Annotated in this window: 13 protein-coding genes; 8 read left to right on the top strand and 5 right to left on the bottom strand. The window is 66.3% G+C overall.

Going from position 1 to position 16922, the window contains the following annotated elements:
* Positions 1 to 79 precede the first annotated feature (79 nt).
* Together JOD97_RS08640 and JOD97_RS08635 are read left to right on the top strand one after the other, a co-directional pair.
* A complete protein-coding gene (locus tag JOD97_RS08640) occupies positions 80 to 703 on the top strand; it encodes a glutathione S-transferase family protein (RefSeq protein ID WP_209715290.1) in 624 nt (207 codons plus the stop codon).
* Positions 704 to 705: 2 nt separating this feature from the next.
* Positions 706 to 1677 (top strand): pyridoxamine 5'-phosphate oxidase family protein, encoded by a 972-nt coding sequence (locus JOD97_RS08635; protein ID WP_209715288.1) that lies wholly within the window; start codon positions 706 to 708, stop codon positions 1675 to 1677.
* 22 nt (positions 1678 to 1699) lie between these two features.
* Here the strand turns inward: JOD97_RS08635 and JOD97_RS08630 are convergent, their stop codons facing one another.
* Positions 1700 to 2635 carry a LysR family transcriptional regulator gene (locus JOD97_RS08630; RefSeq protein WP_209715285.1) on the bottom strand — a complete coding sequence of 312 codons (936 nt, stop codon included), beginning with the start codon at positions 2633 to 2635 and terminating at the stop codon, positions 1700 to 1702.
* A 151-nt stretch (positions 2636 to 2786) separates the two neighbouring features.
* On the opposite strand from JOD97_RS08630, the gene JOD97_RS08625 reads away from it, so the two are divergent.
* The 5 genes from JOD97_RS08625 to JOD97_RS08605 all read left to right on the top strand — a co-directional run bounded on the left by JOD97_RS08625 (position 2787) and on the right by JOD97_RS08605 (position 10173).
* On the top strand, positions 2787 to 3560 hold the full coding sequence (locus JOD97_RS08625; protein ID WP_209715283.1) for a putative hydro-lyase: 774 nt from the start codon (positions 2787 to 2789) through the stop codon (positions 3558 to 3560).
* 84 nt (positions 3561 to 3644) lie between these two features.
* Entirely contained in the window at positions 3645 to 4919 is a 1275-nt protein-coding gene (locus JOD97_RS08620; RefSeq protein WP_209715281.1) for an MFS transporter, read from the top strand.
* A gap of 44 nt (positions 4920 to 4963) precedes the next feature.
* Positions 4964 to 8587, top strand: a complete 3624-nt coding sequence (locus JOD97_RS08615; RefSeq protein WP_209715278.1) for a hydantoinase B/oxoprolinase family protein — start codon at positions 4964 to 4966, stop codon at positions 8585 to 8587.
* 49 nt (positions 8588 to 8636) lie between these two features.
* Positions 8637 to 9701 (top strand): porin, encoded by a 1065-nt coding sequence (locus tag JOD97_RS08610; protein WP_209715275.1) that lies wholly within the window; start codon positions 8637 to 8639, stop codon positions 9699 to 9701.
* 10 nt (positions 9702 to 9711) lie between these two features.
* Entirely contained in the window at positions 9712 to 10173 is a 462-nt protein-coding gene (locus JOD97_RS08605; RefSeq protein WP_209715272.1) for a cache domain-containing protein, read from the top strand.
* A 33-nt stretch (positions 10174 to 10206) separates the two neighbouring features.
* Here the strand turns inward: JOD97_RS08605 and JOD97_RS08600 are convergent, their stop codons facing one another.
* From JOD97_RS08600 to metG, 4 genes are all read right to left on the bottom strand, one after another.
* A complete protein-coding gene (locus tag JOD97_RS08600; protein WP_209715269.1) occupies positions 10207 to 11946 on the bottom strand; it encodes a PHB depolymerase family esterase in 1740 nt (579 codons plus the stop codon).
* Positions 11947 to 12434: 488 nt separating this feature from the next.
* Positions 12435 to 12950 carry a hypothetical protein gene (locus tag JOD97_RS08595; RefSeq protein ID WP_209715266.1) on the bottom strand — a complete coding sequence of 172 codons (516 nt, stop codon included), beginning with the start codon at positions 12948 to 12950 and terminating at the stop codon, positions 12435 to 12437.
* Positions 12951 to 13052: 102 nt separating this feature from the next.
* On the bottom strand, positions 13053 to 13532 hold the full coding sequence (locus JOD97_RS08590) for a GNAT family N-acetyltransferase (RefSeq protein WP_209715263.1): 480 nt from the start codon (positions 13530 to 13532) through the stop codon (positions 13053 to 13055).
* A gap of 12 nt (positions 13533 to 13544) precedes the next feature.
* The gene (gene metG / locus JOD97_RS08585; RefSeq protein ID WP_229264235.1) at positions 13545 to 15698 is read right to left on the bottom strand and encodes a methionine--tRNA ligase; all 2154 of its coding nucleotides are present in this window, start codon (positions 15696 to 15698) and stop codon (positions 13545 to 13547) included.
* 133 nt (positions 15699 to 15831) lie between these two features.
* On the opposite strand from metG, the gene apbC reads away from it, so the two are divergent.
* Positions 15832 to 16920, top strand: coding sequence for an iron-sulfur cluster carrier protein ApbC (gene apbC, locus JOD97_RS08580; protein WP_209715256.1), 1089 nt, complete (start codon positions 15832 to 15834; stop codon positions 16918 to 16920).
* Positions 16921 to 16922: the final 2 nt, after the last annotated feature.

The raw sequence follows: 16922 nt of genomic DNA, 5'->3' as shown, positions 1-16922 counted from the left end.
TTCCGGCATTGTCCGGCTTATCGGCACGGCGGCGGCTGTCTATACTGGCTTCATCCACTTCCCCTACAAGGACTTTGTCATGAAACTGTACGGCTTCCCGCTCTCCGGCCATTCCCACCGCGCCGAGTTGTTCCTCAACCTGCTCAAGCTGCCTTACGAGTTCGTCCCGGTGCCCTTGGCCGGCGGCGGGCACCGCACGCCGGCGTTCCTGGCGATGAACGGCTTCGGCGAAGTGCCGGTGCTGGAGGACGGCGACGTGGTGTTGGCCGATTCGACCGCGATTCTGGTGTACCTGGCGTCCAAATACGACGACAGCGGACGCTGGCTGCCGCGCGATCCGCTCGCCGCCGCCCGGGTGCAGCGCTGGCTGTCGACCGCCTCGGGCAAGATCGCCTACGGTCCGGCCGCCGCGCGCATGGTGACGGTGTTTGGCGCCAGGTTCGATCACGAGTATGTCAAAGGCGTCGCCACCCGCCTGTTCGAGGTGCTGGAGCGCGAGCTCGAAGGGCGCCGCTACCTGGTCGGCGAGCACGCCACCATCGCCGACGTGGCCGCGTTCAGCTACATCGAGCACGCGCCGGAAGGCGGCGTTTCGCTCGAGCCGTATCCGAACATCCGCGGCTGGCTGGCCAACGTGCGCGCGCTGCCGGGCTTTGTCGCCATGCCGGCCACGCAAGCCGGCGTCGCGCCGGAGGCGGCATAGTCATGGGCGTCCCGGGCTCTCCCTTCCACGCCGGCGAACTGGCGATCCAGCAGCGCGTCGGCATGCGCGAGCGCATCGCCAGCGTCAGTGCAATCGCCATCCGCGACCACATGCCGGACCAGCATCGCCAGTTCTTCGCCGAGCTGCCGTTCTTCTTCATCGGTGCGGTGGACGGGGCGGGACAGCCGTGGGCGACGATGCTGGCCGCCGAACCCGGCTTCATCGGTACGCCCGACGCGCGCACCCTGGACATCGCCGGCGGCATGCTGGCCGGCGATCCGCTGCGGGGCCGGTTGCGTGTCGGCGACCATGTCGGTGGCCTCGGGCTGGCGCCGGCCACGCGCCGCCGCAACCGCGTCAACGGCGTGATCACGGCCATCGACGATGGCGGCCTGCGCATCGCGGTCGCCCAGAGCTTCGGCAACTGCCCGCAGTACATTCAGCATCGCCAGCACAGCGCGGCGCCCAACGTGGGCGCGGCCGGCGCAGGGGCGCAGGTATTGCGCGGGGCGGCGCTCGGTGACGAGGACCGCAGCTTGATCGCGCGCTCGGACACCTTCTTCATCGCCAGCGCCTACCTCGATGCCGACGCCGGCGATGCCCGTGGCGTCGATGTCTCGCATCGCGGCGGGCGGCCCGGTTTCGTGCGCGTCGATGACGAGCGCACGCTGACGTCGCCCGAGTTCCGCGGCAATTTTGTCTTCAACACAACGGGTAATCTGCTGCGGCAGGCGCGCGCCGGCTTGCTGTTCATCGACTTCGAGCGCGGCGACCTGCTGCATCTGGCGGTGGAGGCGGAGATCATCTGGGACGGTCCGCAGGTGGAGGCGTTCGCCGGCGCCGAGCGGCTGCTGCGGTTTCACATCCGCGAAGTGGTGCGCAACGTCGGCGCGCTGCCGTTCCGCTGGAGCGAGCCGCAACCGGCGGCGCAGATCGCCCGCACCGGCAGCTGGCCGGAGGTTTTGGGCGGATGAACGCTTGCGTTGCGCCTTACCGTCAGCCCAGCGACTTGATATAGCGCGGGTCGACTTGCGCGCAATAGCTGGCGCAGGCGTGGCGTGCGGCCTTGGCCGCCGCGTGCACCAGCATCTCGGCGTTGGAATGGAAGCACAGCGAGACGATGATCGACGGCGGCTCCGGCTGCACCGGCAGTTCGATGAATTCGCCGCTCTCGAGCGAGGCGACCACGAACAGGCTGGGGATCGCCGCCACGCCATAGCCGTCCTTGATCAGCTGGACGATGGCCGCCACCGACGGCGAACAGGTGATGCGGGTCTGCTCCAGCGGCACCATCGCCAGGTTGGCCATCTTGCTGACGATTTCCTCGACCGCGCGCTGCGGCGCGGTGCCGCGTCCGAACGTCAGCAGCGGCAGCTGCAGCAGGCGCTGGTTCAAGCCTTCCCTGCGCGTGTCGAGCAGGCCGCGGCGCGCGATCCAGTGCAGCGGATAGACCGCCAGCGCCTCCGAGACGATGTCGCTGCTCTCCACGCCCTCGACCTGGATCACCAGATCGAGCTCGCGCGCCCGCAGGCGCCGCTCCAGCACATTGCTGATGTCGACCGCCAGATCGACTTCGAGCTCCGGATACAACACATTGAGCTGGCGGATGTACTGCGCCAGCCAGCTGTGGACCACCGATTCGATCACGCCGAGGCGCAGCCGGCCGCGCACCGCACTATCTTTGTGCGCGGCCGCCTGCAGCCTGCGGGTGGCGTCGACCACCGCCTTGGCGTGGCCCAGCAGGTACTCGGCGTTGGCCGTCAGGCGGAAGTCCTTGCAGCTGCGATCGATCAGCTCCGTCTGCAATTCCTCCTCTAGCGACTTGATGCGCAGCGAGATCGCCGCCGGCGTCGCGTGCAGCGCGCGCGCCGTGGCGCGGAAGCTACGCAGCTGCGCCAAGGTGACGAAGGTTTCAAGGAAACGGGTGTTCATGGAACAAGAATACCTTAACCGCATGCACCGGGATAGCGCACGGAGATAAGAAAAACTATACAACAACAGCAAAAATAACTAGATAGCATGATGGGGTATTCAAGTTTATTCTGAACTCATGCAGTTTTCACATCACTATGAGCGAACGACCATGACCCCACTTGAACTCAGGCACAAAGTCCGCGGCGGCGAATTCCGCTTGCCGACGGCCGGCTATTGCGGCGCGTACGCCCAGGCCAATCTGGTGATCCTGCCGCACATGCACGCCGACGCCTTCCTGCTTTTCTGCCAGCGCAACCCGCGCGCCTGTCCGCTGCTGGCGGTCGGCGAACCCGGACAGTGGAACGTCGCCAGCCTCGGCGCCGACATGGACCTGCGCAGCGACACGCCCGGCTACAACGTCTACCGCGACGGCGTGCTGGCGGCGCAAACGGCGGCGCTGCACGACATCTGGCGCGACGACCTGGTGGTGTTCGCGATCGGCTGTTCGTTCTCGTTCGAGCAGATGCTGATCGACGCCGGCATCCGGCTGCGCCACATCGAGCAGCGCCGCAACGTCGCCATGTACCGCACCAATATCGCCAACCGCGGCGCCGGTCCGTTCGGCGGCGAGATGGTGGTGTCGATGCGGCCGATGAAGGCGGCCGACGCCATCCGCGCGATCCAGATCACCAGCCGTTTTCCGGCCGTCCACGGCGCCCCGGTGCATCTGGGCGACCCGTCGCTGATCGGCATCGCCAACCTCGATCTTCCCGACTACGGCGACGCGGTCGAGGTCATGCCGGACGAGATCCCGGTCTTCTGGGCCTGCGGCGTCACGCCGCAGGAAGCCATACGCCACGCGCGCCTGCCGCTGGTGATCACCCACCAGCCGGGCTACATGCTGGTGACGGACATCCGCAACGCCGCGCTGGCCGCATTCTGATTTAAACAAAATGGCAGCACCTTCACAGCGGGTCCGCATGCGCACCCGCCGGGGGAGTGCCGCATCTAAAAAAAGGAGAGCACGATGAACACAAAAGTAGCAAGCGCCGCGCAGCCGGAGGGATACTTCGCCTGGTTCCACGCATTGACCGGCAAGGAGCGCCGCACCTTCTGGAGCTGCAAGATCGGCTACGCGCTCGACGCGATGGACACGCAGTTCCTCAGCTTCGTGATTCCGACGCTGATCGCCAGCTGGGGCCTGTCCAAGGGCGACGCCGGCTTGATCGGCACCGTCACCTTGCTGACCTCCGCCCTCGGCGGCTGGATCGCCGGCATCATGTCCGACCGTATCGGCCGCGTCAAGACGCTGCAGATCACCATCCTGTGGTTCGCCTTCTTCACCGTGTTGTGCGGCCTGGCGCAAAACTTCCAGCAGCTGCTGTGGGCGCGCGGCCTGATGGGCTTTGGCATGGGCGGCGAGTGGACCGCCGGCGCCATCCTGATCGGCGAGGTGATACGCGCCAAGGACCGCGGCAAGGCGGTCGGCATGGTGCAGGCGGGATGGGCGCTGGGCTGGGGCGTGTCGGCGCTGCTGTACGCGTTGATGTTCACGCTGCTGCCGGCCGAGTGGGCGTGGCGTTCGCTGTTCCTGCTGGGGATATTGCCGGCGCTGTTCGTGATCTTCATCCGCCGCTTCGTCGACGAACCGGAAGTCTTCATCGCCGAACAAAACAAGGTCAAGGCCAGCGAGGACCGGGTCCAGTTCACCGCCATCTTCGCGCCGAAGATGCTCAGCGTGACGCTGCGCGCCGTGCTGCTGACCACCGGCGCCCAGGGCGGCTACTACGCCATCACCACCTGGCTGCCGACCTTCCTCAAGACCGAGCGGCATCTGACGGTGCTGGGCACCGGCGGCTACCTCGCGATGGTGATCGTCGGCTCGTATGTCGGCTACATCGTCAGCGCCTTCCTGACCGACTACCTGGGCCGCAAGAAGAACTTCATCCTGTTCGCCGCCGGTTCGATGTGCATCGCGCTGGCCTACACCCGGCTGCCGGTCAACGACAGCGTGATGCTGTTCCTCGGCTTTCCGCTCGGCTTCTGCGTGTCGGGCGTGTTCAGCGGCATGGGCGCCTTCCTGACCGAGTTGTTCCCGACGTCGATGCGCGGCTCCGGCCAGGGCTTCAGCTACAACATGGGCCGCGCCATCGGCTCGCTGTTCCCGCTGATGATCGGCTTGAGCAGCCAGTCGATGGCGCTGGGCGAGGCGATCGGCGTCTTCGCCGGCACCGCGTACGGCGTGATGATCCTGGCGGCGCTGACCTTGCCCGAAACCGCCGGCAAAAAACTCGAGTCCTGACCAACCGCTGATTTCATAGTACAAAAAAGATCAAAGGCATCAACATGAAAAACGACATTCCAACCCAATCCATGCTGTGGCAATTCTGGGTCGACCGCGGCGGCACCTTCACCGACATCGTCGCCCGCCGCCCGGACGGCAAGCTGGTGACCCACAAGCTGCTGTCGGAAAACCCGGAGCGCTACGACGACGCCGTCACCCAGGGCATGCGCGACATGCTGGGGCTGAAGACCGGCGACCCGCTGCCGTCGGACCAGATCGAAGTGATCAAGATGGGCACCACCGTCGCCACCAATGCGCTGCTCGAGCGCAAAGGCGCGCGCACCGCGCTGGCGATCACGCGCGGCTTCGCCGACCAGCTGCGCATCGGCTACCAGGACCGGCCCGACATCTTCGCCATGCATATCAAGTTGCCGGATTTGATCTACGAGGAAGTGATCGAGATCGATGAGCGCATCGGCGCGCACGGCGACGTGCTGCGCGCCCCGGACGAGGCGCTGCTGCGCCGGCAGTTCGCCGGCCTGCGCGAGCGCGGCATCGACGCCATCGCGATCGTGCTGATGCACGCTTACCGCTACCCCCGGCACGAGCTGCGCCTGCGCGCGCTGGCCGAGGAGGCGGGCTTCAGGCAGATCTCGGTCAGCCACCAGGTCAGCCCCCTGATGAAGATCGTCGGCCGCGGCGACACCACGGTGGTCGACGCCTACCTGTCGCCGGTGCTGCGCGACTACGTGTCGCGGGTGTCGGCCGACACTGGCGACACCCGCATCATGTTCATGCAATCGAACGGCGGGCTGACCGACGCCGGCCGCTTCCAGGGCAAGGACGCGATCCTGTCCGGCCCCGCCGGCGGCATCGTCGGCGCCGTCAAGAGCTGCGAGGCGATCGGCCTGAAACAGGTGATCGGCTTCGACATGGGCGGCACCTCGACCGACGTCGCCCACTACGACGGCGCCTACGAGCGCGTGTTCGAAACCGTGGTGGCCGGCGTGCGGGTGCGCGCGCCGATGATGCATATCCATACCGTGGCCGCCGGCGGCGGGTCGATCTGCAGTTTCGAGAACGGCCGCTTCAAGGTGGGTCCGGAATCGGCCGGCGCCAATCCGGGGCCGGCCAGCTACCGCAAGGGCGGCCCGCTGACCGTCACCGACTGTAACGTCATGCTCGGCCGCATACAGCCGGAGCATTTCCCGCGCGTGTTCGGCCCCAACGGCGACCTGCCGCTGGACCGCGACGTGGTGGTGCGCGCCTTCGGCGAACTGGCCGCGAGGATCGAGCGCGAAACCGGCACCCGCCTGTCGCCGTCGGCGGTCGCCGACGGCTTCCTGGCGGTCGCCGTCGACAACATGGCGCAGGCGATCAAGTCGATTTCGGTGGAGCGCGGCTATGACGTCAGCCGCTACGCCATGTGCTGCTTCGGCGGCGCCGGCGGGCAGCACGCCTGCCGCGTGGCCGACGTGCTGGGCATGACCAAGATCGCCATCCACCCGTTCGCCGGCGTGCTGTCGGCCTTCGGCATGGGCCTGGCCGACATCCGCGCCATGCGCGAGGGCGCGGTCGAACAGCCGCTGACGGCGGCCACGCTGGAGGCGTTGCAGCCGCAATTGGCCGAACTGGCGCGCCAGGCCCACGCCGACCTGCTGGCGCAGCAAGTGGCGGCGGACGATATCCGCGTCGAACTGTGCGCGCGCCTCAAGTACCAGGACAGCGACTCGGCCTTCGTCATCGCGCTGGCCGGGGTGGAGCAGATGGCGGAAGCGTTCGCGCTGTTGTACCGTGGCCGCTTCGGCTTCGTCATGGAAGGCCAGCCGCTGGTGATCGAGTCGGTGTCGGCCGAAGCCATCGGCGCCGGCGACGGCGCCGACTTCGTCATCGAAGTGCCGGCCGCCGAAGGCACCGACAGCGGCTCCGGCCGCGTCTACAGCTACGTCGACGGCCAGACCGTGCCGATCGCGCTGCACGTGCGCGCCGAGCTGCCGGTGGGCAGCCGCGTCGCCGGCCCGGCGCTGATCCGCGAGGAGATCGCCACCACGGTGGTCGATGCCGGCTGGACCGCGCGCGTGCTGCCGGACCGCACCTTGCTGCTGGAACGCGGCGCCGCCGCCGGCAGCGCCCACAAGATGACCACCGCCGCGCACCCGATCCACCTGGAGATCTTCAACAACCTGTTCATGGCCATCGCGCGCCAGATGGGCACCACCTTGGAAAACACGGCCTACTCGGTCAACATGAAGGAGCGGCTGGACTTCTCGTGCGCGATCTTCGACCGCGAGGGCAACCTGATCGCCAACGCGCCGCACATTCCCGTGCATCTGGGGTCGATGAGCGACAGCGTGTTGTGCGTGATCCGCCAGCACGCCGCCACGATGGCGCCGGGCGACGCCTATGTGCTCAACGTGCCCTACAACGGCGGCACGCACCTGCCGGACATCACGGTCGTCTGTCCGGTGTACGGCGCGGGCGCCGGCGCGGCGCCGCTGTTCTATGTCGCCGCGCGCGGCCACCACGGCGACGTCGGCGGCATTACGCCCGGCTCGATGCCGCCCAACAGCACCACCATCGAGGAGGAGGGCGTGCTGCTCGATAACGTCAAGATCGTCGACCAGGGCGTGTTCCTGGAGCCGATGGTGCGCGGCCTGTTCGCCGCCGGGCCCTGGCCGAGCCGCAACATCGACCAGAACATCTCCGACCTGATCGCCCAGCTGGGCGCCTGCGAAACCGGCGCCAACGAATTGTTGAAGGCGGTGGACACCTACGGCGAGGACGTGGTGCTGGCCTACATGGGCCACGTGCAGGCCAACGCCGAGGCGGCGGTGCGCAAGGCCATCGTCGGCCTGCGCGACGCCAGCTTCGCCTACGAGATGGACGACGGCGCCGTGGTCAAGGTCAAGCTGACCATCGACCGCGCCAACGGCGGCGCGATCGTCGACTTCACCGGCACCAGCGCGCAGCGGTCGACCAATTTCAACGCGCCGCTGTCGGTGTGCAAGGCGGCGGTGCTGTACGTGTTCCGCACGCTGATCGACAGCGACATCCCGATGAACGAGGGCGTGCTCAAACCCCTGACGCTGATCATCCCGGAAGGCTCGATGCTCAACCCGTGCTATCCGGCCGCCGTGGTGGCCGGTAACGTGGAAGTGTCGCAGACCGTCACCGACGCGCTGTATGGCGCGCTGGGGGTGATGTCGGCCTCGCAGGGGACGATGAACAACTTCACGTTCGGGAACGCGGAACACCAGTACTACGAAACCATCGCCGGCGGTTCCGGTGCCGGTCCGGGCTTCGACGGCACGGCGGCGGTGCAGACGCACATGACCAACTCGCGCATGACCGATCCGGAGGTGCTCGAGTGGCGCTTCCCGGTGCTGGTCGAGACGCACGCGATCCGGCGCGGCAGCGGCGGCGCCGGAGCGCACCACGGCGGCGATGGCGCGCTGCGCCGCATCCGCTTCCTGGAGGCGATGACGGCCAACATCCTGGCCGGGCACCGCCGCGTCGCGCCGTTCGGGCTGGCGGGGGCGCAGTCCGGCGCGCTGGGGCGCAACTGGGTCGAGCGCGGCGACGGCACGGTGGAGGAATTCGGCGCCACGCATACGACCGACATGCGGCCCGGCGACGTCTTCGCCATCGAGACGCCGGGCGGCGGCGGGTTCGGATCAAAACCATAATCAAACAATCACCAAACAATCACCAAACAATAAGCAACGGGGATCCACCATGAAAAAAACCATGTTTGCGCTCGCGCTGGGCGCGTCGGCGGCGACGGCTTCGGCCCAATCGAATGTGACGGTGTACGGCATCGTCGATATGGCGCTGGTGCGCGAAAGCGGCGGCCTTGCCACCACCACCAAATTGACCAGCGGCGTCGAGGCGGGCTCGCGGCTCGGCTTCAAGGGCGCGGAGGACCTGGGTGGCGGCATGTCGGCCATCTTCCTGCTGGAGAACGGCTTCCAGTCCGACACCGGCGCGCTGGGGCAGGGCGGCCTGCTGTTCGGGCGCCAGGCCTATGTCGGCCTGCGCACGCGCTCCGGCACCGTCACCCTGGGGCGCCAGTACACGCCGCAATACCTGGCCGTGGCGGCGGTCGATCCGTTCGGCTCCGGCACGGCCGGCGACACCAAGAACCTGATGGCGTCGACCGGCAATGGCGCCAGCCGCATGGACAACGCGATCAAATATGCGTCGCCGGTGTGGAGCGGTTTCAGCGCGGAGTTGGTGTACGGCGCCGGCGAAGTCGCCGGCGACAGCGCGGCCGGCCGCCAGTTGGGCGCATCGCTGACCTACAACGGCGGCCCGCTGACGCTGCGCCTGGCCACGCATCACCGCGACAACGACACTGCCACGCTGAAGAACACCGGCGCCGCCAACAACACCGTGCTGACGGCGCTGTACGACGCCGGCGAGTTCAAGGCCCATGCGGCGTATGGCAGGGACAAGGGCTTGAACAGCGCGCTGCCGCGCAACCTGGCCAATCCGTTCGGCTACGCGGTGGCGCCGACGCCGAGCACCGACAGCGACGTGCTGCTGCTGGGGGTGACGGTGCAGCAGGGGATGGGGGTGTGGCTGGCGTCATACATCCGCAAGAACGACAAGACCGGCTTCGATCAGGACGCGCGGCAGTTCGCCGGCGGCTATCGCTACTACCTGTCGAAGCGCACCGACTTGTATGGCGTGTACGCGCACATCCGCAACAAGAACGGCGCCGGCTACACGGTGGGCAGCGCGATCGAGGGCGGCACCGGCAATCGCGGCCTGAATCTCGGTATCCGTCACGTCTTCTAGGGGAATCGCCATGAAAAACGTAGTCAAGATGTTGTGCGCGGCGCTGATGATGGTGGCGTTGGGCGCCGGCGCGGCGGAGAAGGGCAGCGCCGACGAGGCGGTGGCGATGGTCAGGAAGGCCGCCGAATTCCTGAAGAAAAACGGCAAGGAAAAAGCGTTCGCCGAATTTAACAACGCCAAGGGCCAGTTCGTCGACAAGGATTTGTACATCTTCGCGTTCCTCGCCAATGGCGACGGCGTCGAACAGGCCAACGGCGCCAACTACCGCCTGGTCGGGAAGAACGTCAAGGAGATGAAGGACGCCGATGGAAAATTCCTGATCAAGGAAATCCTGGCGCTGGGGATGAGCAAGGAAGGCAAGGGTTGGGTCGACTACAAGTGGCCCAACCCCGGCACGGGAAGCATCGACTCCAAGCGCACCTACGTGGAGCGCGTGGAGGATGTGGTGATCGGCTGCGGTGTGTATCGCTGACGGCGGCCGATCAGCGCCCGATGGTGACGCGCCTTATGGGCAGCTGCCGACGATGAAGTAGCCCGGCTTGGTCTCCGACAGCTTGCTCAGGAAGAAGGCGCTGTTGAAGCCCATGATCTGGTTGGAGCCGTTGGCCAGCGCCCAACCGAAGGTGGCGTGCGCGCGCCCCGCCTGCACATGCGCGGCGTTGCTGGCGGTGGTGCTGGTGCAGGCGAAGCCCGTCGTGGTGGTGACGCTCACCGGCGCCGAGATCGCGCTCTCGCCTTCCGCGCCGACCGCCGACACGGCGAAGCGGTAGGTGGTGCCGGCGGTCAGGCCGGTGGCCGTGTAGCTGGTGGTGGTCACCGGCGTCGACGTCAGCTTGACGCCGTCGCGGTAGACGTTGTAGCCGGTGGCGCCGTTGACGGCTTTCCAGCTCAGCGGCACGGAGGTGGCGGTCGCGGTGCCGGCGCTCAGGCCGTCCGGCGCGGGCAGGCTGGGTGCATTACCCACCAGGAACTGCGACACCGAGCAGGCGGCCGAGGTTTGGCCCTGGTTGTCGGTGGCGGTGACGGTGCCGCTGTAGTAGCCGTTGCCCAGGTTATACGTCTTGCTGAAGCTCGGGCCGCTGCCGGCGGCGTTGTCGTTGACTTGGGTCGGACCGTTCAGCGTCACGGTGTAGTTCGCCACGCTGCCGGTGGTGGTGGTGGCGGCGCCGCTGATGGTCGCGCTGGTGGCGCTGATCACGTTGGCCGAGCAGGCGGTCACGGTGGGGCCGGCGCCGGCGGCGGTGGTGCGCAGGTTGTTCTTGAACCAGAAGTCCATCACGAATTCCGGGTAGTCGACCTTGGTGCCGTCGACGAAGTGCACGTTCTTGCCGCCGGGGCCGGCCGGCCACGCGTGGCCCATGCCGCTGACGGTGATTTCGTGCGTGCGCACCTTGCCGTTGCCGTCGCGGTAGTTGACGGCGCTGCCGCCGCCAGGCACCGCCACCGCAGGGTCGGCCTTGAAGGTGCCGCCGTAGATCTGACGCATCGCCGCCGTGGCCAGCGGTCCGTAGGCCTGCCCGACCGTGTAGTCGAACGTGCCCCAGATGGCGCCGGAGATCTGCGTCGAGAATTTGCTGGCGCTGCTGCCGGCCATCGCCTTGCAGGCGTTGGCGGCGGTGGAGGCGGTGTAGCCGGACGGCACCGCGCTGATCTGCAAGGTCGTGGTGCCCGGCGTTGGCCCGGCGTTGATGCCGACGCCGGCGAACACGTCCGGCGCCAGGCAGCCCAGCGCCATCGTCTCGCCGCCGCCCGAGGACAGGCCGGTCACATACACCTGGTTCGGGTCGATCGCGTATTGCGGATCGGCGACGAAGCGGTTGACGACGTCAAGCAACACGGCGTCGTGGCCGCTGCTGCGGTTGTGGTTGGTGCTTGCATAATCCCAGCAATGGTTCGCGTAGACATTGCCGGTGGCGTTGGGGGCGATGACGACGGCGCCGTATTTGTCGGCCACCGCTTTCCAGTTGAAGCCGCCGTCGCTGCCGCTGTTGATGACGTCGCCCGCAGCCGTTTGCTGGCAGCCGTGCAGCACCAGCACCAGCGCGCGTTTGCCGGCCAGCGTCGGTTGCGAGGCGGGCCAGTAGAAATATCCCGTGAGCTTGCCGCCGTTGACGGTGTCGGTCGCCCAGCTTTGTTGTGTGCTCCAAGTGCCCGGCCCGGCCGTCGCGGCATGTGCGACGGCGGACGCAAGTATAAGGGTGGCGGCGAGCGCGCGCGACACCAACTGTTTGATGTTGAATCTCATGATGAATCGTCTCCGTTATTTAACTATATTTCCCGCAGCTAGGATGCCGGGTGAAGAAAATAGTAGTTCAAAAAAATATGCTTACAAGCACCCCAGTATTTCTACTGTTGTGCACGCGATTCGCTTCTGCGAGCGATTTGAGGTAGCGAAGATGTGCTTGGCGCGCGCCGGCTCCGCAGGCCTTTATGGCCGCGTTCGCTAGCATCTTGCCGGGAGTGGGTGACTATCGGGATGATGGTGAACCGGGGGCGCACCGGCATCTCGATGAATTTGGCCGCTCTTGCGCGCGGTGGCCACGATGTCTCCGCCGCGCGCGCTACACCTCGCTGCTCTCAATAACTTTGACATGGATCAAAGAAATTAAGTTCCGCAAAAATATAGTGCCTGCGCATTTTTTTTTGTTGCTGCTGGGCGGTCGGGGGAGGGAGGCAAGGGGCGGAATGGGAAGCGGGAGGAGCGCGTCCGGTGCGCTCCTCGCCGGCCGGGTGTCAGCGAGCGCTTGAGGCGGAATCGTTGGAATTGCCGGACTTGTCCGACTTGTGTTTGTTTTTGTTCCTGGCCTGCTGCTTCTTCTTGGTGGTGGAAGTGCCGTCCTGCGCGGTGCCGCCGCTGGAACTGGTGCCCGGGCTCGCGGCGCTGCCCGTGCCGGTACCGGACTGATCGCTGCCGGTGCCGCCGGTCGAGCTACCGGTCGAGCCCGTTTGTCCGCCGCTGCCACCCGACTGGCTGCCGGTCATGCCGCTGCTGCCGGTGGCGCCACTGCCGGTCATGCCGCTGCTGCCCGTGCTGCTGCCGCCCTGGCCCCTGGTCGAACCGCTGGTGCCGCTCGAACCGGTCGAGCCAGTCGACTGTCCGCCGGCCGAACCGGTGCCGGTGCCGGATTGGGAGCCGCTGCCGCTGGTGCTGCCGCCGCTCCCGGTCTGGCCGCTGGTGCCGCCGGTCTGCGCCACCGCGGCAGCGCTCATCAGGACGGCGGTGATTATTGCTGTTAATTTGGCGTTCATGTTCGCTCCTCGAATGGATAACAGGAGCGGCCATTTTTTCACAGCGCCGCATCGTTCAAAGTAGGAGCGCGACCCGCGGCGGGGTCGGATTGGAGGACTCGATCAGTGCTTCAGCGAGCGGCGCATGACCAGCGGCGGCGTTTCCAACGGATTGGCGTGGGAGTACTCGAGTTCCTCGGCCAGCTCGAACGCGTAGGCGGTGTAGAAATCGATCAGCTTGGGCTGGTCGGCGCGCACGGCCAGGCGCACTTCCTCGAGGCCGCTGGCCAGGCCGTGGTGGATCACCGCCTCCAGCAGGTGCTGCGACAGGTTGCTGCCCCGATACTCCGGCAGCACGCCCATGCGGCAGATCTCCCAGACGTCCGGGTCGGCGTCGAGCGGCAGCCAGCGTACCGAGCCGACCGGCGCGTCGTCGACCAATAAAACAAAACCGCCGCCGTCGCGCAGATGGTCTGCGACGACGACGGCGGTTTCGCGGTGGCCGCTGGAGGTGACGCTGACCTTGCCGGCCCACGCGGCGCGCGTGAGCTCGGCAATCAGTTTGGCATCGTCTTCCGTTGCTTCACGCACCACGATGTTCATGCCTTGCCGTCCTTAACCGATGCGCATGCCCGGCTCGGCGCCCGGCCACGGATGGAGGATGTAGATGCCCGGCTTGGCTTTCTCGTCTGCGGCCGAGGCCGCCAGCACCATGCCTTCGGACACGCCGAACTTCATCTTGCGCGGCGCCAGGTTGGCGACCAGCACGGTCAGCTTGCCGACCAGCTCTTCCGGCTTGTACATCGACTTGATGCCGGAGAAGACATTGCGGTGGCGGCCCTCGCCGGCGTCCAGGGTCAGGCGCAGCAGCTTGTCCGAGCCGTCGACGTGTTCGCAATTGACGATTCTGGCGATGCGCAGATCGACCTTGGCGAAGTCGTCGATCTTGATCTCCGGCGCCAGCGCTTCGATGTCGCCGGCGGCCGGTGCCGCCAGGGTTGCCGCCGGCGCGGCCGCGGCCGCAGCCGCAGTTGCAGCAGGTGCGGCGGCGGGCGCGGGCGCGTCGAACAGTTCCTCGATCATCTTGGCGTCCACGCGCGTCATCAGGTGGCTGTAGGCGCCGATGGTGCGGCCCAGCATGGCCTGCGACACGGCGCCGCTGGCGACATCGGTGTCGGCCCACACCAGTTGCTCGTCGTTGAGGAACTTGGCGACGTTGGCGGCCACGCCCGGCAGCACCGGCGACAGCAGGATGGTCAGCTGGCGGAACAGGATCAGCGCGGCCGTGCAAACGTCGTGCAACTCGGCGATTTTCGCCTCGTCCTTGGCCAGAATCCAAGGCTTGTTCTCGTCGACATACTGGTTGGTGATGTCGGCGATCTCCATGATCTCGCGCAGCGCCTTGCCGAACTCGCGCGCCTCGAAATTGGCGGCGATGCTGGCTTGGCGTTCGACGCCGTCGGCCGTCACCAGCGCGCGCTTGATCCAGCCCTGCGCGCCCTCGGACAGCGAGGCCGCCAGCTTGCCGTCGAATTTCTTGGCGATGAAGCCGGCGCAGCGGCTGGCGATGTTGACGTACTTACCGATCAGGTCGCTGTTGACGCGGGCGACGAAGTCCTCGCCGGTGAAGTCCAGGTCCTCGACCTTCGAGTTGAGCTTGAAGGCGATGTAGTAGCGCAGCCATTCCGGGTTCATGCCCAGGTTCAGGTAGCGCAGCGGCGAGATGCCGGTGCCGCGCGACTTGGACATCTTTTCGTTGTTGACGGTCAGGTGGCCGTGCACGTTGACCTTGAGCTTGTCGATCACCGGATGGCCGGCGAACTTCAGCATCGCCGGCCAGAACAGCAGGTGGAAGGAGACGATGTCCTTGCCGATGAAGTGGATTTGTTCGGTGGCCGGGTCGTTCAGCAGGTCATTGAAGTCGATGCCCTGCTTGTCGCAATAGTTCTTCAGGCTGGCCAGGTAGCCGACCGGCGCGTCCAGCCAGACGTAGAAGAACTTGCCCGGCGCGTCCGGGATCGGGATGCCGAAGTAGGGCGCGTCGCGCGAGATGTCCCAGTCGGCCAGTTTTTCGCCGGCCTCGCCCAGCCATTCGCTGACCTTGTTGACCATCTCCGGCTGCAAACGGCCCGGCGTGTTGAGCCATTCCTTGAGGAATTCGTAGCAGCGCGGATCGGACAGCTTGAAGAAGTACTGCTCCGAATCCTTGAGGATGGGCGTGGCGTTGGTGAACACCGAGAACGGGTTGATCAGTTCGGTCGGCTGGTAGGCCGCGCCGCACACCTCGCAGTTGTCGCCGTACTGGTCCTTGGCGTGGCACACCGGGCACTCGCCCTTGATGTTGCGGTCGGCCAGGAACATGCCTTTGACCGGGTCGTAGAAGCGCGGCACGATCTTGGTCTGGATCAGGCCGGCGTCGCGCAGCTTGCGGTAGATGCCTTGCGACAACTCCACGTTTTCCGGCGAATCGGTCGAGTACCAGTTGTCGAAGGCGATGTGGAAGCCGTCGAGGTACTGGGCGCGGCCGGCGGCGATCTTGGCGACGAACTCCTGCGGCGTGATGCCTTCCTTTTCGGCCGCGATCATGATCGGCGTGCCGTGGGTGTCGTCGGCGCCGACAAAGTGCACCGTGCGCGGAGCATCGCCGTCGCGCTGCATTCGCTGGAACCGGACCCAGATGTCGGCCTGGATGTACTCCATCATGTGGCCAATATGGAAAGCGGCGTTTGCGTAGGGCAGGGCAGTGGTGACGAACAGCTTGCGAGTCATGGTTGATGCACTTTGTGGGTGGAAAAGCAGCATTTTAACAGTGGAAGCGGCCAGCGGTCACTCCGGCAATGGGGCGTGGCCGGTAATTATGGCGCGATGCGCTAAAATGGGCGCACATTTCACGGAGAGTCACATGAGCATCACAGTAGAAGACGTCAAGGCCGCGCTGTCCAAAATCATTGATCCAAATACAACGAAAGACTACGTTAGCGGCAAGGCCGTCAAGAATTTGAAGGTCGACAACGGCGACATCTCGCTCGACATCGAGCTCGGCTATCCGGCCAAGAGCCAGGTCGACGCCATCCGCGCCAGCGTCATCGCCGGCCTCAAGGCCGTGCCGGGCGCCGGCAACATCAGCGTCGGCGTCTCGACCAAGGTGATCCCGCACACGGTGCAACGCGGCCTGAAGCTGATGCCGAACGTGAAAAACATCATCGCCGTGGCCTCCGGCAAGGGCGGCGTCGGCAAATCGACCACCGCCGTCAACCTGGCGCTGGCGCTGGCCGCCGAGGGCGCCTCGGTCGGCCTGCTCGACGCCGACATCTACGGCCCGTCGCAACCGATGATGCTGGGCGTGTCGGGCCGTCCGGAAACCAAGGACGGCAAAACGATGGAGCCGCTGGAAAATTACGGCGTGCAAGTGTCGTCGATCGGCTTCCTGATCGACCCGGACGAGCCGATGGTGTGGCGCGGCCCGATGGTCACGCAGGCGCTGCAGCAGCTGTTGGAGCAGACCAACTGGCGCGACCTCGATTACCTGATCGTCGACATGCCGCCAGGCACCGGCGACATCCAGCTGACCTTGTCGCAGAAGGTGCCCGTCACCGGCGCCGTCATCGTCACCACGCCGCAGGACATCGCGCTGCTGGACGCGCGCAAGGGCTTGAAAATGTTCGAGAAGGTCGGCATCCCGATCCTTGGCATCGTCGAGAACATGAGCACGCACATCTGCTCGAACTGCGGCCACGCGGAGGAAATCTTCGGCGCCGGCGGCGGCGCCAGGATGTGCAAGGACTTCGGCGTCGAATTCCTCGGGGCGCTGCCGCTGACGATGGCGATCCGCGAGCAGGCCGACTCCGGCAAGCCGACGGTGGTCGCCGAGCCGGACGGCCAGGTCGCCGCCATCTATAAAGACATCGCCCGCAAGATCGCGGTGCAGGTGTCGGAGAAGGCCAAGGACATGACCAGCAAGTTTCCGAGCATCGTCATCAAGAACGATTGAGC

This window comes from Duganella sp. 1411 (assembly GCF_017833525.1).
Lineage (GTDB): Bacteria > Pseudomonadota > Gammaproteobacteria > Burkholderiales > Burkholderiaceae_D > Rugamonas.
Note: the sequence above shows the minus strand (reverse complement) of the source record. Positions and strands in the feature narration are given on the sequence as shown.

Excerpts from the sequence above, each read along its gene's own strand:
- JOD97_RS08640 (WP_209715290.1), top strand. The coding sequence starts at position 80 with ATGAAACTGTACGGCTTCCCGCTCTCCGGCCATTCCCACCGCGCCGAG.
- JOD97_RS08635 (WP_209715288.1), top strand. The coding sequence starts at position 706 with ATGGGCGTCCCGGGCTCTCCCTTCCACGCCGGCGAACTGGCGATCCAG.
- JOD97_RS08630 (WP_209715285.1), bottom strand. The coding sequence starts at position 2,635 with ATGAACACCCGTTTCCTTGAAACCTTCGTCACCTTGGCGCAGCTGCGT.
- JOD97_RS08625 (WP_209715283.1), top strand. The coding sequence starts at position 2,787 with ATGACCCCACTTGAACTCAGGCACAAAGTCCGCGGCGGCGAATTCCGC.
- JOD97_RS08620 (WP_209715281.1), top strand. The coding sequence starts at position 3,645 with ATGAACACAAAAGTAGCAAGCGCCGCGCAGCCGGAGGGATACTTCGCC.
- JOD97_RS08615 (WP_209715278.1), top strand. The coding sequence starts at position 4,964 with ATGAAAAACGACATTCCAACCCAATCCATGCTGTGGCAATTCTGGGTC.
- JOD97_RS08610 (WP_209715275.1), top strand. The coding sequence starts at position 8,637 with ATGAAAAAAACCATGTTTGCGCTCGCGCTGGGCGCGTCGGCGGCGACG.
- JOD97_RS08605 (WP_209715272.1), top strand. The coding sequence starts at position 9,712 with ATGAAAAACGTAGTCAAGATGTTGTGCGCGGCGCTGATGATGGTGGCG.
- JOD97_RS08600 (WP_209715269.1), bottom strand. The coding sequence starts at position 11,946 with ATGAGATTCAACATCAAACAGTTGGTGTCGCGCGCGCTCGCCGCCACC.
- JOD97_RS08595 (WP_209715266.1), bottom strand. The coding sequence starts at position 12,950 with ATGAACGCCAAATTAACAGCAATAATCACCGCCGTCCTGATGAGCGCT.
- JOD97_RS08590 (WP_209715263.1), bottom strand. The coding sequence starts at position 13,532 with ATGAACATCGTGGTGCGTGAAGCAACGGAAGACGATGCCAAACTGATT.
- metG (WP_229264235.1), bottom strand. The coding sequence starts at position 15,698 with ATGACTCGCAAGCTGTTCGTCACCACTGCCCTGCCCTACGCAAACGCC.
- apbC (WP_209715256.1), top strand. The coding sequence starts at position 15,832 with ATGAGCATCACAGTAGAAGACGTCAAGGCCGCGCTGTCCAAAATCATT.